The organism is Clostridium sp. AM29-11AC, assembly GCF_003480545.1.
Lineage (GTDB): Bacteria > Bacillota > Clostridia > Lachnospirales > Lachnospiraceae > Otoolea > Otoolea saccharolyticum_A.
Map to the genome: position 1 here is coordinate 1 of NZ_QUJI01000029.1, position 13,311 is coordinate 13,311.

Consider the following 13,311-nt stretch of genomic DNA (forward strand, 5'->3'; position numbering starts at 1 on the left):
CAATTCATTCAAAAATCTTCATTTTAGACTTGACTTTTAATAGTTAGTCTTTCCGCCGCCGCGCGGCTGCCCTAAGCAGCCTTTTTTCTCTGCGCGGCGTGTGTATCCCGCCCGGCAGAGCTTTTTCTATCACAGGGAGTTCAGAGGAATTTCCTGTGATGCAAACTAAAGGGGCATCCGCACCGGATACCCCTACATTATAGTCTTTTCTATTCGCGTTTTTAAGTGGTAATTATTTCAAGAGAGGCGAAGTCCCATGATGACGGCGTCCTCAATCGGTTCTGTGTAATAGCTTTTTCTGACAGCCTCCTCCACAAAACCGTAGGATTTATAAAGGTTTCTGGCCGCCTGATTGGAATTTCTTACCTCCAGCGTAATCACAGAGGCTCCCTGCTCTCTGGCAGAACGAACCAGCGTATCCATCAGGATCCTTGCGTATCCCCTTCCCCGAAGGTCAGGATGTACAGCGATGCGCATCAATTCTGCCTCTCCTGCAATGATCCTGAGGTTGCAGTATCCGGCAATTTTCTTCCTTCCTTCACCCTTCTGCAGCTCACTTCCTCGTTCCTCTTCCAGCACCCAGACCAGATCCAGACGGCTGTCCAGACACTCTGACAGCAGTGTTTCTGACCAGGGCACAGAAAAACTAAGCCGTTCCAGGCTGGCAGTTTCCGGAAGGTCCCGCTCTGTCATGGGCCTGACTAAAAGCTTTGTCTGTCCTCCAGCCTCCATCAGCGCAGCGCTCCTTCCCCTGTCTCCGCTTCCTTATCCGCGCCCTTCTTCTCTGCAGTTTTCTTCTCTGAATCTTTCTTCTCTGCAGCTTTTTCTCCCTGTTCCGGCACATTCCGGGTCTCCGGGCGCTCTACTACCTGGATTCCGGCAGCCAGCTTTTCCATCTCGCCCTGACGCTCGGCCACCTCCCGCTCCCGCTCAGCCTGGGATTTTCTCAGATAATCCGGCCTGTGCTCCATAGCAGTCTCCGTTCTTCCCTCTGCAAAATAGACGGCACCCAGGGCGGCTACAGATGCAGCTCTCTGCCTGTTTACGTGGGCCGGAGCAAAGGCGCAGGGGACCTTAATGCTCTCTTCAATCAAGGCTCTGTAGGGCGGCACTCCATCCCCGAGGAAGATTACCTTCTCCCCTCTCTCATTCAATTCATCCACCAGCTCTCTCACATCGGAGGGCCACTGGTTTTTTACCACCTCAAAGCGGTCCCTGAAATGGTAGAGTCCTGTATATACCTGATTTCTGCGGGCATCCATGACAGGGCAGATAAGGGCATCTGTCCCATAGAGGCCATAGGCCATTGCATCCACGGTCGGTACGTGAATCAACGGCTTTTTCATGGCAAGTCCCAGTCCTTTGGCTGTAGCGGAACCGATCCGAAGCCCTGTAAAGGAGCCGGGGCCCCCTGAAACGGCGATGGCGTCTATGGAGTCCAGTTCAATCTCCAGCATCCGGATCACCTCGTCAATCATGGGAAGGAGTGTCTGGGAATGCGTTTTCTTTAAGTTTACCGTATACTCTGCCGTCAGTATGTCATCTGTCACAATGGCTACGGACGCCACCAGGGATGAGCTCTCAATTCCTAATATTCTCATTTTCTCTCCTCCACGCTGATTCTGCGGTAGTCAAACCCCTGATTCAGGTCTTTCTCTATCCTGATTTCCGTGGCATGCTCCGGAAGAATCTCCTCGATCAGTGTCGACCATTCAATCAGGCAGACTCCCTCTCCATAGAAGCAGTCCTCATAGCCAATCTCGTCCATCTCACTGATATCTCCAATCCGGTAGACATCAAAATGGTAGAGGGGAAGCCTTCCCTCATCGTACTGCTGCACAATGGTAAAGGTTGGGCTGTTTACGGTTCCCTGTATTCCCAGTCCTCTGGCAAAGCCCTGGGTAAATACGGTTTTCCCCACTCCCAGGTCGCCGTTCAGACAGTACACTTCCCCTGCCTTTGCCTTTTCCCCCATGCGCCTTCCAGCCTCAAAGGTCTCCTCCGGGCTGTATGTTTCAATGATTTTCATAATCAGATTCCTTTCAATTTTTCGGCTGAAACATAGGTCTTTAAGAGTTTTTCAAACTGCTCCTTCTTCGTCCCGGTGAGAACCCGGTCAGGAATCAGGTAAGCTTTATTTCCGCGAAGGCCGACAACATAGAGCCCCGTAAGCCTTGTGACCTTCTCCACCTGGCGCCAGCCTATATTCGCTTTGTCCCTGCCCTGCTGAGCTTTTATTCCATTGTAGTCAAGGTGCAGGAACATTTCTTTCGACTGCTCCGGATCCTTTACCTGAGCAGCCGCCCGGCGGTGAAGGGCAAAGGGCTGCATTAAAATCAGCAGAACCACTCCCACAGAGAGAATTACTCTGCCTGCAGGCGGCTGCTGATTCCAGGATACGGCTACAACCAGAATCATCAGAAGCACGCAGATAAGGCTCGCCGCCCCTCTGGCCCCTCTGTAAAATGTGTGCTTTAAAAAGGTGTAAATTTCCTGTTCTGTCAGTTTTATCCTGAGTTCCACTTCTGCTTCCTCCTCATCTCGTCTGTTCGACAGATTCTGTACCTAATCTTACTATCTCAAATGCCAGTATGTCAACCGGAAGGAACAGGTTTGTCCGCAGGCATCCCCTCTGCTTTAAGCAGGAAGGAGCCGTCACAGCGCAGGTTTCGACTCCTGATTCTATCATCCGTCTGAGTGAATTTCAATGTGCCTCTCTCCAAAGGACGCCGCAATTATCGCCTCCATTCACGCAATTTCAGCACAAATCCCAAAAAAACACAAAAAATCGACAGAAAGATTCACAGCCTCAGCCTTCCGGACTGCAAAAATAATCTGCAATACTCTGCCCTTCCACTGATATGCTGCATCTCCTCTTTTGATGACTTTTTGTGTATATAATGTAAGGAATCTGAGAGCTGACTGGCTGAATCACAGAGAAGAGGGTGTCCCAAAAGTCACGAAGTGACTGAAAGGACACCCTCTTCTCTGTGGTTTCAACTTCGGCGGCACACCGTAATTTATCCACCTGTTTTCCTGTATCAGAATATTACCTGAAAATTATACCTCCTCATTGAGCTTTGCCAGCTTTGCCGCCTGGTCTGCCGCAATCAGGCTGTCGATCAGCTCATCCAGCTCTCCGTCCATGACAGAGTCAATCTTATAGAGCGTCAGCTTGATCCTGTGCTCTGTCACACGGCCCTGGGGGAAATTGTAGGTGCGGATCTTTTCAGAGCGGTCGCCTGTTCCAATCTGGCTTCTTCTCGCCTCTGATTCCTCACTCTGCCGTCTTTCCAGCTCCAGATCATACAGCTTGGAGCGCAGAAGGCGGAAAGCCTTTTCCTTATTCTGAAGCTGTGACTTCTCTGTCTGGCTGTAAATCACAATTCCCGTGGGCATATGAGTCAGACGCACGGCAGAGTCTGTGGTGTTGACACACTGTCCTCCGTTTCCTGACGCACGCATAACATCGATGCGGCAGTCGTTCATATCAATCTCAATGTCAAACTCCTCAGCCTCCGGCATAACAGCCACTGTCGCCGTGGATGTATGGATTCTTCCTCCGGACTCGGTTTCCGGCACACGCTGAACGCGGTGAACACCGCTCTCATATTTGAGCTTGGAGTATGCGCCCTGGCCTGTCACCATAAACACAACCTCCTTAAAGCCTCCGATTCCATTCTCATTTAAGCTGACAATCTCTGTCTTCCAGCGCTTGCGCTCTGCATAGCGCACATACATGCGGTACAGCTCGGATGCAAAAAGAGCTGCCTCGTCTCCGCCGGCTCCGGCGCGGATCTCCACCATAACATTCTTCTCATCATTGGGATCCTTCGGAAGCAGGAGGATCTTCAGCTCCTGTTCCAGCTCCTCGATGCGCTTCTTTGCGTCTGCCAGCTCCTCCTTGGCCAGCTCACGCATCTCCTCGTCAGACTCCTCCTCCAGAAGAGCCACGCTGTCCTCCACATCCTGGTGAGCCTGCTTATAATTTTTATACGCCTCCACGATAGGAGCCAGATCCGCCTGCTCCTTCATGAGCTTTCTGAATTTCTTCTGATCCTCTACCACATATGGATTATTGAGCTCTTCCATCAGCTCCTCATATCGGATCAGCAAATCGTCCAAACGATCAAACATGACAACCTCCTTCCTGCCGTCCCGGCCCCTGATGCCTGTCCGGCAGGCTGTATATTCCCTCTTTATGCATTTGATTCTTATTTTATCGCCTCTGCAGTTTTATCACAGTTTTATCCTGCTTACGCTCCCTTATTCCGGCTCTGCTTCCCGCAGCCGTCTCAGTGCTGCGTCCAGACAGCCTTCACCACCCGGTCAAGGCCCGGAGCGTCCTTTACCACCTGGATTTTTGTGTAGCCCTGCTGCGCCAGAAGCTCCGTCACGGCAGAGGCCTGCTCACAGCCTATCTCAAAATAGACCCGTCCGCCCTTCTTCAGATGCTTCCTGCACTCTTCGGCCAGGATCCGGTAAAAATGAAGCCCGTCGGCACTTCCGTCAAGGGCCAGCCTCGGCTCATGTTCCCTGACCTCCGGCTCTAACTTTTCCACCTCGCCGGATGGAATGTAGGGCGGGTTCGAGACTATGACGTCATAGCGCTCTGCGGCAAATTCAGAAAACAGATCGCTGCGCACAAGGCGAAACTTCCTTGTCTCTGCATTTTCCCTGTTTTTTCCGGCCCAGACGGTCAGCTCTGTACACAAGGGCAGACCGGGGAAATTTTTCGACTCTGCCCTGACCACATCCTTCTGGATCAGAAACAGCCGCTTCGCATTTCCGGCCGCTACCCGAAGCGCATCCTCCGACACATCTGCCGCAGTGACGCTTCTGTACCTTCCCAGCACCGCAAGGCTCAGACCGATGCATCCGGATCCCGTGCACATGTCAAGAATATCGGCATTCCTGTCAGGACAGTCCCTGAGCACCTCCTCCACCAGCGTCTCCGTATCCTGCCTTGGTATGAGCACATGCTCATTCACCCGAAAGGAAAGTCCCATAAACTCCTGGCTTCCCAAAATGTGCTGAAGGGGAATTCTGCTGGCCCGCTTTTCAATCCGCTCTGCAAACAGAGGCCATCCCTTCTCAAATATTTCTCTGTGCATGGGCCTGTTCCTGTCCATGAGAAAATGGACCCTGTCAATGGGAAAGCTCTCTGAGAACAGATACCAGGCGTCCAGCTGCGCCTCCGCTATCCCCGCCTGCGAGAGCACTCTCACACCTTCGTCGAGCACCTCCTGCCAGGTGGGATTCTGCAGGCTGTCCTGCCCCTTCACCGGCTCTTTCTTCTCTTCCTTACTCATGCGTCCCTCCTGAGAAGCCCGTTTTCAGCCTCCCCTTCCTTCGGGTCACCGAAAGAGACAGTCTCTGTCTGAAGAACCAAATCCTGATCCTCCTCAGCGGTTTCAAAGGCGCTTAAATCTGTGTCAGGAAAGTTCTCACGCAGATAAGCCTTCCAGTCGAAGACAGCCTCCGTGGCGGCGATAGCCACCTGGATCATGGAGTCGTCCGGCTCCTTTGTGGTAAGGCCCTGCATCCACATGCCCGGCCTGCTCACCAGATCCATGATCTTTGAATTGCTGCGCCCTGCAAGCTGAAGGATTTCATAGGAAACACCTGCAATGACCGGAACCAGGATAATTCTGCTCAAAAATCTCAGCCAGATCGCATCCACCCGGATGACCATGAAAAACAGAATGCTGATGACCATGACAATCAGAATAAAGCTGGTTCCGCACCGCTTATGCTCTTTGGAGCTTTTTCGCACATTTTCCACCGTCAGTGGAAGACCGTGCTCCACACAGTTGATACATTTGTGCTCGGCGCCGTGGTACATAAAGGTGCGCCTGATGTCCTCCATGCGCGATACAAGCTTGATATAGGCGATAAAGATACCGATCCTGATTATGCCCTCCAGAATTGCCATCACATTCTCCGATGTGATAAAGCGGGAAAACAGTCCCGCGAGAAACAGGGGGAGAAGCATGAAAATTCCAATTGCAAGGACAAAGGACAGCACCATGACAAAAGCCATAAGCGCACTCTCTAACTTCTCTCCCAGCACCCGGTCGAGAAATTTTTCGATCCTGCCAGGTTCTGATTCCTCATCGTCCTCAAAAAAACTGGCCGAATACGTCAGCGTCTTCATGCCGACAATCATAGAATCCGCAAAGCGGAACACTCCCCTGACAAACGGAATGGAAAAGAGCTTCACCTTCTGGGTAATGCTGACGTAACGGTCTTTCTTTACCTCTATCTCCTGATCGGGCTTCCTGACCGCCACCGCGTAATCATTGCGGTTCATCATCATGATTCCCTCGATCACGGCCTGTCCTCCGATTCCTGAATATTTCATTTGCACTCTCCTATATATTCACACTTAATTCCTGCGTCAATCTCTTTGTCTATAAGTCCGCTCACCCAAAATTTTATATACCAAAAAGGTTGGGTTTCATGTTGCCATTAAAACCCAACCCTTACTTAGCCAAACTGATTAGTTTGCATTGATACCGTACTTGCGGTTGAACTTATCGATACGTCCGCGAGCGGATGCAGCCTTCTGCTGTCCTGTGTAGAAAGAATGGCACTTGGAGCAAACCTCCACGTGGATGTCCTTCTTAGTAGAACCTGTTACGAACTCGTTGCCGCAGTTGCAAACAACCTTTGCCTGATAATAAGCTGGATGGATTCCTTCCTTCATGATTTTCACCTCTCAATTTTTCTTCTGCGGTTTCCGACCGCACGTACAAATGTGTACCAAATTTCAATCGCCTGTTTTGCGAATCTCTGTCTTGCCGCGCAGTAAATCTACTATACACAGCTTAGGTAGTATAGCACAAAATATGGGGGAATGCAAGGGGTTTTTACTGACGTTAAGGAATGCACCAGCAGAAATGAACTGCAGAAAGCGGCTGGAGAATATTAAAGGTTTCCGAGTATGGCCTATGAAGCCGAAGTGGCTTTTTGTCTGTCTGACTGAAAGCGACCTTCTGTATGGGGCAGACCGCCCTGCCCATACAGAAGATCGCTTTTGCTGACTTCCGTTTTAATTATTATCACACCTGCACAGCCAGAGGCTTCCCTCTGAGCTTTTATTTTTTTCGCCCAGCCTGGTTTACCGGATACCTCACAGCCTCCCCCTTAACAAAGCGGACGGCCTCCTCGGCAACCTTTCTCTTCAACTCCTTTGCAGCCTCCTCCGAATACCAAGCCATATGGGGAGTGACAATCAGGTTCTCATGGCGAAGCAGAGGGCTTCCCGCCTCCATCGGTTCTTTTTCCAGGCAGTCCATCCCTGCTCCCGCTATCCTTCCCTCTCTCAGCGCCTGATCCAAAGCCCTCTCGTTGATAATCCCGCCCCGTGACACATTGATAATCACCGACTCTTTTTTCATCCGGCGAAACTGCTCTTCTGCAAACAGATTCCTGTTCCCATCTGCCGGGCAGTGGACAGAGATGGCATCCGACTCTTCGAGCAGAGTTCCGAAATCGGTCATCTGGATATAATCCATTCCCGGGATCTCCTTATAAACGGGATCGTAACCCAATATGCGAAATCCAAATGCGTGGACACGGGAGGCAAAGCACCTGCCGATTCTGCCAAGACCCACAATTCCAACTGTCTGCTCGCTGAAGCGGTGAATGGGGATCGCTTTCGTGTAATCCCATTTTTCTTCCCTGGTGTACCGGTTCATCACCATCAGTTTTCGCTTCAGGGCCAAAAGCATGGCGGCAGCCTGATCTGCCACTTCATTCATCCCGTAATCGGGAACATTGCACACCTGTATCCCATGTCTTGCGGCCGCCTCCAGGTCAACTGTATCCACCCCTACGCCATAGCGCACGATTAGTTTCAGGGATGGAATATTTTCCATTACCTTCTCTGTAATGTGGGCGTATTGTACCAGAAAAATCTCTCCGTCCGGGCAGCTTCTGATAACCTCATCCTCCGTCACTGCCTTACAGTGTTCAAAAGACAGCCCCGCCTCCTCAAAAATTTTCTTTTCGATATTCATGTCTGCATGATCACAGTCTGTCACATAAATTTTCAAGCTCTGTTCCTCCCATCTTTTTTCTCAGGCACAATACTGCTTTCCTTCAAGGTGACATCCCTCCTGGCCGTCAGCGTACCAGATACCCCCCGTCCACAGGAATCACAGCTCCGTTCAGATAGTCAGAAGCCCTGGACGCCAGGAAAATCACCGGCCCCTTCATATCCTCTCCTGTTCCCCACCGGCCTGCAGGAATCCTCCCGGTAATCTCTGCATTTCTCGGATTTTCCGGGTCTAACAGCGCCTCATTCATGTCGGTTGCCATATATCCGGGAGCCAGAGAGTTTACGGTGATTCCTTTGCCTGCCCACTCATTGCAGAGCGCCTTGGTCAGCTGTGCAACCCCTCCCTTTGACGCTGCATAGGCAGGAACGGTAAAGCCTCCGAAAAAAGAAAGCATAGAGGACACGGTAATAATTTTCCCTCCTTCCCCCTGCTCCATGAACTGTCTGGCCGCCATCTGGCACAGCATGAAGACGGCGGTCAGGTTTACGTCCAGCACACGGCTCCAGTCTTCCAGAGGAAATTCTTCTGATCTGTGGCGGCTCTGTATGCCATGGGCTGTCACAAGAATATCCAGCCGTCCTCCCAGCAATTCTACCGCCTTTTTAAAACAGGGTTCCATCTCCTCCCGGTCTCCCAGATCTGCCCTCACTGCCTGACAGGAAAGTCCTCTCTCCCGAAACTCCTGTGCTGTGCGGAAAACACGATCTGAGACTCCAATAATTACCGTTTCGCAGCCTGCCTCCATCAGCCCCTCTGCCATCCCGTATCCAAGGCCTCTGCTGCCCCCTGTCACAATCGCTTTTTTCCCCTTTATATCAAATAAGTTCATGCCTTACCGCCTCCTGCAGTCTACCGCGACCTTGACTGTCCCGCAGTCCGGATCGCCGATCATATCAAACACCTTGTCACTTTCTTCCAGGGGGACAATATGAGTTACCACCCGCTGAAGCTGTGGTTCCAGCTCCTTGGTCAGCTCTGCCGCCTGGCGAAATTCTTCTCTGGTGTATACTCTGGTCCCCACCAGTGTCTGTTCCTTAAAATTTATGCTCTGCAGGTTGACCTCGTGGGGCTTTTTATGAATGGATACCACACAGATTTTCCCTCTCACCCGGGTAATCTCTGACATCTCCATAGCAGCGGAGGCAGCACCGCTGCACTCGAAGAGTACATCACAGCCTTCTCCTCCTGTGGCTTCCTTCACCAGCTTCTCCAGATTTTCTTTTTCCGGGTTGACGGGTATCATTCCCAGCTCCTCTGCCAGATGAAGGCGCTTCTCAGCCAGATCAGAGATGAAAATTTTCGATGCACCTGCCCATTTTAAGACAATTCCGCAGAGGATTCCTATGGGCCCTGCTCCGATCACCACTGCCGTGTCCATCATCTGGAAGCCTGACATGTGAAGCCCGTGAACCAGCACAGCCAGGGGTTCGATCAGTACAGCTGCCCGGTCGCTGACGCCCTCCGGAACTTTAACCAGAACTGACTCATTTACATAAGCAGTATTGCACATTCCGCCGTCCGTATCAATCCCAATTAAGCCAAGGGTATTGCACACATGCTCATTTCCGCTCCTGCATGCCAGACAGTGGCCGCAGGACAGCAGAGGATAGGGCACAACCCGGTCCCCCTTCTTTATATGTTTTCCGTCCTCCGCAGCGATACCCAGGAACTCATGCCCGAAAATCAGAGGGGCCTTGGCCCTGGGATGTGTTCCCAGCCAGATCCCCACATCTGATCCGCAGACGCCGCAGTACTGTATCTCAAGCCTTATGGTCCCTTCCTTTTTCTGAGGCTCCGGCACCTCCCGAACCTCTGCTTTTTTTGCACCCGCATAGACTAATGCCTTCATCCCGTGATCCCCCTTCTGTCACTTGTTATTTTTCTCAGACATCGTTTTTAAGCATCTGTTTTTGTCAAAACCGCTTCTGTGTAGATGTTCTTCCGCCCTGAAACAGTTCCAGCCTCGTTCTGTCAGGGAGTCCCTCGTTGTCCCCGATATTCATCACCTGAAGGGCGCCTATGGCATTTCCTCTCCGCACCATCTCCGGCATGGAAAGCCCTTCCAGCCTTCCGCTGATCACGCCCGCCGCAAACCCGTCTCCGGCTCCTACCGTATCGATCACCTTTTCCACCCTGTAGCCAGGTATCTGGAAGGATTCGTTTCCGTCTCTCACATATGCTCCTCTGCTTCCGTTTTTTATGATAACCGTTTTTACACCTGTATTCTGATAAAAATCGGCAGCCTCATCCATATCGTCAGTCCGGCAAAGGATCCGGCATTCTGCCCGCCCCGGCAGAACCATGTCCGCCAGAGAGGACAGCTCGTTGATCACCTGACGCATTTCCTCTTCACTGGCCCAGAGGCATGGCCTGAGGTTCGGGTCAAAGCTGGTGTAAATCCCCCGGGCCCTGGCCCTGGCCATCAGGCAGAAGGATGCTTCTCTGGCAGATTCCGATAAAGCCGGAGGAATTCCAGTCACATGTACATGGTCTATCCCGGACAGATCAATCCGCTCCACCTGTGCAGCCGTAATGTGGGAGGCAGCGGAGCCCTTCCTGTAGTAAAAGGTGTCCGGATCCTGCCCGTTTTCCGCTCTCCCCTTCAGCTGGATCCCCGTCCGGTACTCGCTGTCAAAGGTAAGCCATTCTGTTCCAATTCCGTTTTCTCTGAGCCGTTTTTCTATATAGTGCCCAAACGGGTCATCACCTAGCCTTGTCAGGTAGGTGACCTCATGTCCCAGGCGCACCAGCCCGATGGAGACATTGACCTCCGCTCCGGACATTGCCCTGGAAAAATGTCCCGCCTCTGCCAGGGGGCCCGCAGTGTCAGAAATCAGCAGAGCCATAGGCTCGCCGAACAATAATACTTTTCCCATACCATTCTCCCTGCTATGCCTTTCTCACAAGATGAACCGCAAAGCCGCCGATCTCTCTCTCAAAATAGATAGCCTGAAGTTCTCCTCCTTCCCTGTATACGGCGCTCTCCTCACGGAATCGCACGCCTTTTCTCTCCAGATAACTTTTTGCCCTTTCCGGAAAGCACGCCGCAATCGCAATATGCCCTTTCGCGCCGAGATAGGGCTCCTTCATAATTTCTACACTGGTTCCCGCGAATATGGAGGAGGGATTTTCCGCCGGCTCAAAGCCAAACCACTCCTGCAGCACCTGGGCGATCCCGGCCGCCTCTTCTCTTCCCTCACAGTTAATTCCTACATGGGCAATGTGAAAACCAAACAGCTTTTCTGCTGCATTCCGGCACCGCTCCTCGATGGCAGCGAAATTCTCCTCCTTTATCAGTTTTTCCGGAGCCATAAAGCTGCCGCCGCACGCCAGCACAGACGGGAGCTTCAGATAACCGGAAAAAGTCTCTGCCGTAATTCCTCCCGTTGGGATAAACTTCATGCCTGAAAACACAGATGATAAAGTTTTCAGATAGGAAATTCCTCCGCAGCATTCTGCCGGAAAAATTTTCACGGTCGAATACCCCATCTCCCTGGCCTCCTGCACTTCTCCCGGGGTCTGGCAGCCGGGTATGTAGGGGAGATCTCTGAAGGCCCTGGCAAGAGTCCGGTTCCATCCCGGGCTTATCAGAAATTCCGCCCCTGCCTCCATGGCTTCCCGGGCCTGTTTTTCTGTCTCTACCGTCCCGGCCCCCACCAATACCCCGGGAACCTTTTTTTTAATCTCTCTTATTGCCTCCGTACATGCGCCGGTGCGGAAGGTAATTTCCACAGCGGGAAAGCCTGCCCTCACAAGGCATTCTGCCAGAGGCGCCGCCTGCTCCCGCGCCTCAATTTTTACAACGGGAAGGATGCCAATCTGTCCAATCTGTTCCAGTACCTTTTCAAACTCCATAACCGTTTCCTCTGTCTTCCTCTATTCTACAACTGAGATGTCTTCAATCTTGTCTTTTCTGAAATGATATACAATCAGACCCAGCAGTGTCAGTCCAAGGCCGACGACAGCCAGCATGGTCTGGGTTACCAGCGTCATCAGCACCACGAATGCGCCTCCGGCAAAAGCCAGCACCGGGATGACCGGATAACCGGGAACCCTGTACGTTCTCACAATGTCGGGCCGATCCTTTCTGTACTTGAGCACTCCCAAAAAGGTCAGAGAGTAGAAAATCCAGATCGTAAACATGCACATATCGGTCAGTGTATTATAGGAACCAGACAGAGCCATAACCACGCTGATCACCGCAATTAAGGTGCCGCTGTAAACAGGTGTTCTGAAGGTGGGATGGAGCTTCTTCAGATAACTGCTGCCCGGCAGCTTATTCTGAAGTCCCATGGTATAAGGGATCCTGATAGCCATCATAATATTGCTGTTCAGGGTTCCAAACACAGAGATCAGGATGCCGATGGTAATCAGCTTTGTTCCGATGGAATTTCCGAGAATCACACCGGCTACATCTGCTGCCGGTGTCGCTGTCAGAGCCAGCTCAGGCGCCGGGATGATAAATACATATGCGGTGTTGATCACCGCATAGATCACAACGACAGCAGACAGCCCAAACACGATGGCCTTCGGAAGATCCTTTGCAGGATTTTTCATCTCTCCGGCCACATTTCCCACATGCATCCATCCATCATAGGAGTACATACAGGACAGAACAGCTGCTCCGAAAATGGATACCGCATTTCCCTCTGAGGGCAGAAGCGGCACTACATTCTGAGGATTTGCCCCTTCATAAGTGAATGCCAGAATTATTATGAAAATCAGCGGTATCATTTTTGCCACAGTAAATATCGTCCCAATCCAGCCGCCGACCTTGGCTCCCAGACAGTTCATGACCACCAGAAACAGGATTGCTGCAGCCGACACGATTCCCAGATGACTTTCCGGAAGCCCCATTAAGTTGACTAGCTGCACTGCAAACACAGCTCCCAGAGCTCCGATATTAGCCGGCCAGAAGACGATGGCCTCCACCCATCCAACCAGGTATCCCAGCTGCTTACCAAAAATCTCTTCGATCCACGAGACCATTCCCCCCGTTTTTGGAATGGCCCCCGCCAGCTCTGCCACCGTAAGCCCGCCCAGAAGGCTGATAATACCGGCAGCCACCCAGGCTGCCAGTCCGATTCCAGGAGTTCCTTTTGTGATGGTGAAAACTCCCTGTGCCTTAAAAAATACGCCGGATCCGATTACCATATTGATAATAATCAGAACGACCATGGGAAAGCTCAGTACCTTCTTCAGACCACTTTTTCCACTTGTTTTTTCCATTGCTTAACCCCTTTTC

At 51.7% G+C, this 13,311-nt stretch carries 14 protein-coding genes; all 14 read right to left on the reverse strand.

Translation table 11 applies throughout. The features are described 5' to 3' along the window. Positions 1-237: 237 nt before the first annotated feature. A complete protein-coding gene (gene rimI, locus DW757_RS15295) occupies positions 238-732 on the reverse strand; it encodes a ribosomal protein S18-alanine N-acetyltransferase (protein ID WP_118752158.1) in 495 nt (164 codons plus the stop codon). Beyond that, on the reverse strand, positions 732-1,601 hold the full coding sequence (tsaB, locus tag DW757_RS15300) for a tRNA (adenosine(37)-N6)-threonylcarbamoyltransferase complex dimerization subunit type 1 TsaB (protein ID WP_118752159.1): 870 nt from the start codon (positions 1,599-1,601) through the stop codon (positions 732-734). Before tsaB ends, rimI begins: the two co-directional genes overlap by 1 nt. Then, complete coding sequence (tsaE, locus tag DW757_RS15305; protein ID WP_008398875.1) at positions 1,598-2,029, reverse strand: tRNA (adenosine(37)-N6)-threonylcarbamoyltransferase complex ATPase subunit type 1 TsaE; 432 nt, start codon at positions 2,027-2,029, stop codon at positions 1,598-1,600. Before tsaE ends, tsaB begins: the two co-directional genes overlap by 4 nt. A gap of 2 nt (positions 2,030-2,031) precedes the next feature. Further along, positions 2,032-2,523: a YcxB family protein gene (locus tag DW757_RS15310; protein WP_008398876.1), complete on the reverse strand. Its 492-nt coding sequence runs from the start codon at positions 2,521-2,523 to the stop codon at positions 2,032-2,034. 537 nt (positions 2,524-3,060) lie between these two features. Next, positions 3,061-4,137, reverse strand: coding sequence for a peptide chain release factor 1 (gene prfA, locus DW757_RS15315; RefSeq protein WP_008398881.1), 1,077 nt, complete (start codon positions 4,135-4,137; stop codon positions 3,061-3,063). Positions 4,138-4,295: 158 nt separating this feature from the next. Further along, positions 4,296-5,312: a HemK/PrmC family methyltransferase gene (locus DW757_RS15320; RefSeq protein ID WP_118752160.1), complete on the reverse strand. Its 1,017-nt coding sequence runs from the start codon at positions 5,310-5,312 to the stop codon at positions 4,296-4,298. After that, the gene (locus DW757_RS15325) at positions 5,309-6,364 is read right to left on the reverse strand and encodes a DUF1385 domain-containing protein (protein WP_015573456.1); all 1,056 of its coding nucleotides are present in this window, start codon (positions 6,362-6,364) and stop codon (positions 5,309-5,311) included. The genes DW757_RS15320 and DW757_RS15325 overlap by 4 nt, the downstream gene beginning before the upstream one ends. A 138-nt stretch (positions 6,365-6,502) precedes the next feature. After that, a complete protein-coding gene (gene rpmE, locus DW757_RS15330; RefSeq protein ID WP_008398885.1) occupies positions 6,503-6,709 on the reverse strand; it encodes a 50S ribosomal protein L31 in 207 nt (68 codons plus the stop codon). Between the two features lie 391 nt (positions 6,710-7,100). Then, on the reverse strand, positions 7,101-8,060 hold the full coding sequence (locus DW757_RS15335; protein ID WP_118752161.1) for a C-terminal binding protein: 960 nt from the start codon (positions 8,058-8,060) through the stop codon (positions 7,101-7,103). Between the two features lie 70 nt (positions 8,061-8,130). Further along, positions 8,131-8,895 carry an SDR family NAD(P)-dependent oxidoreductase gene (locus DW757_RS15340; protein WP_015573455.1) on the reverse strand — a complete coding sequence of 255 codons (765 nt, stop codon included), beginning with the start codon at positions 8,893-8,895 and terminating at the stop codon, positions 8,131-8,133. Positions 8,896-8,898: 3 nt separating this feature from the next. Next, positions 8,899-9,915: an alcohol dehydrogenase catalytic domain-containing protein gene (locus tag DW757_RS15345; protein ID WP_118752162.1), complete on the reverse strand. Its 1,017-nt coding sequence runs from the start codon at positions 9,913-9,915 to the stop codon at positions 8,899-8,901. A 64-nt stretch (positions 9,916-9,979) separates the two neighbouring features. Beyond that, positions 9,980-10,942: a sugar kinase gene (locus DW757_RS15350; RefSeq protein WP_118752163.1), complete on the reverse strand. Its 963-nt coding sequence runs from the start codon at positions 10,940-10,942 to the stop codon at positions 9,980-9,982. Between the two features lie 13 nt (positions 10,943-10,955). Further along, a complete protein-coding gene (gene eda, locus DW757_RS15355) occupies positions 10,956-11,921 on the reverse strand; it encodes a bifunctional 4-hydroxy-2-oxoglutarate aldolase/2-dehydro-3-deoxy-phosphogluconate aldolase (RefSeq protein ID WP_118752164.1) in 966 nt (321 codons plus the stop codon). A 21-nt stretch (positions 11,922-11,942) separates the two neighbouring features. Further along, on the reverse strand, positions 11,943-13,295 hold the full coding sequence (locus DW757_RS15360; protein WP_118752165.1) for an amino acid permease: 1,353 nt from the start codon (positions 13,293-13,295) through the stop codon (positions 11,943-11,945). Positions 13,296-13,311 lie beyond the last annotated feature (16 nt).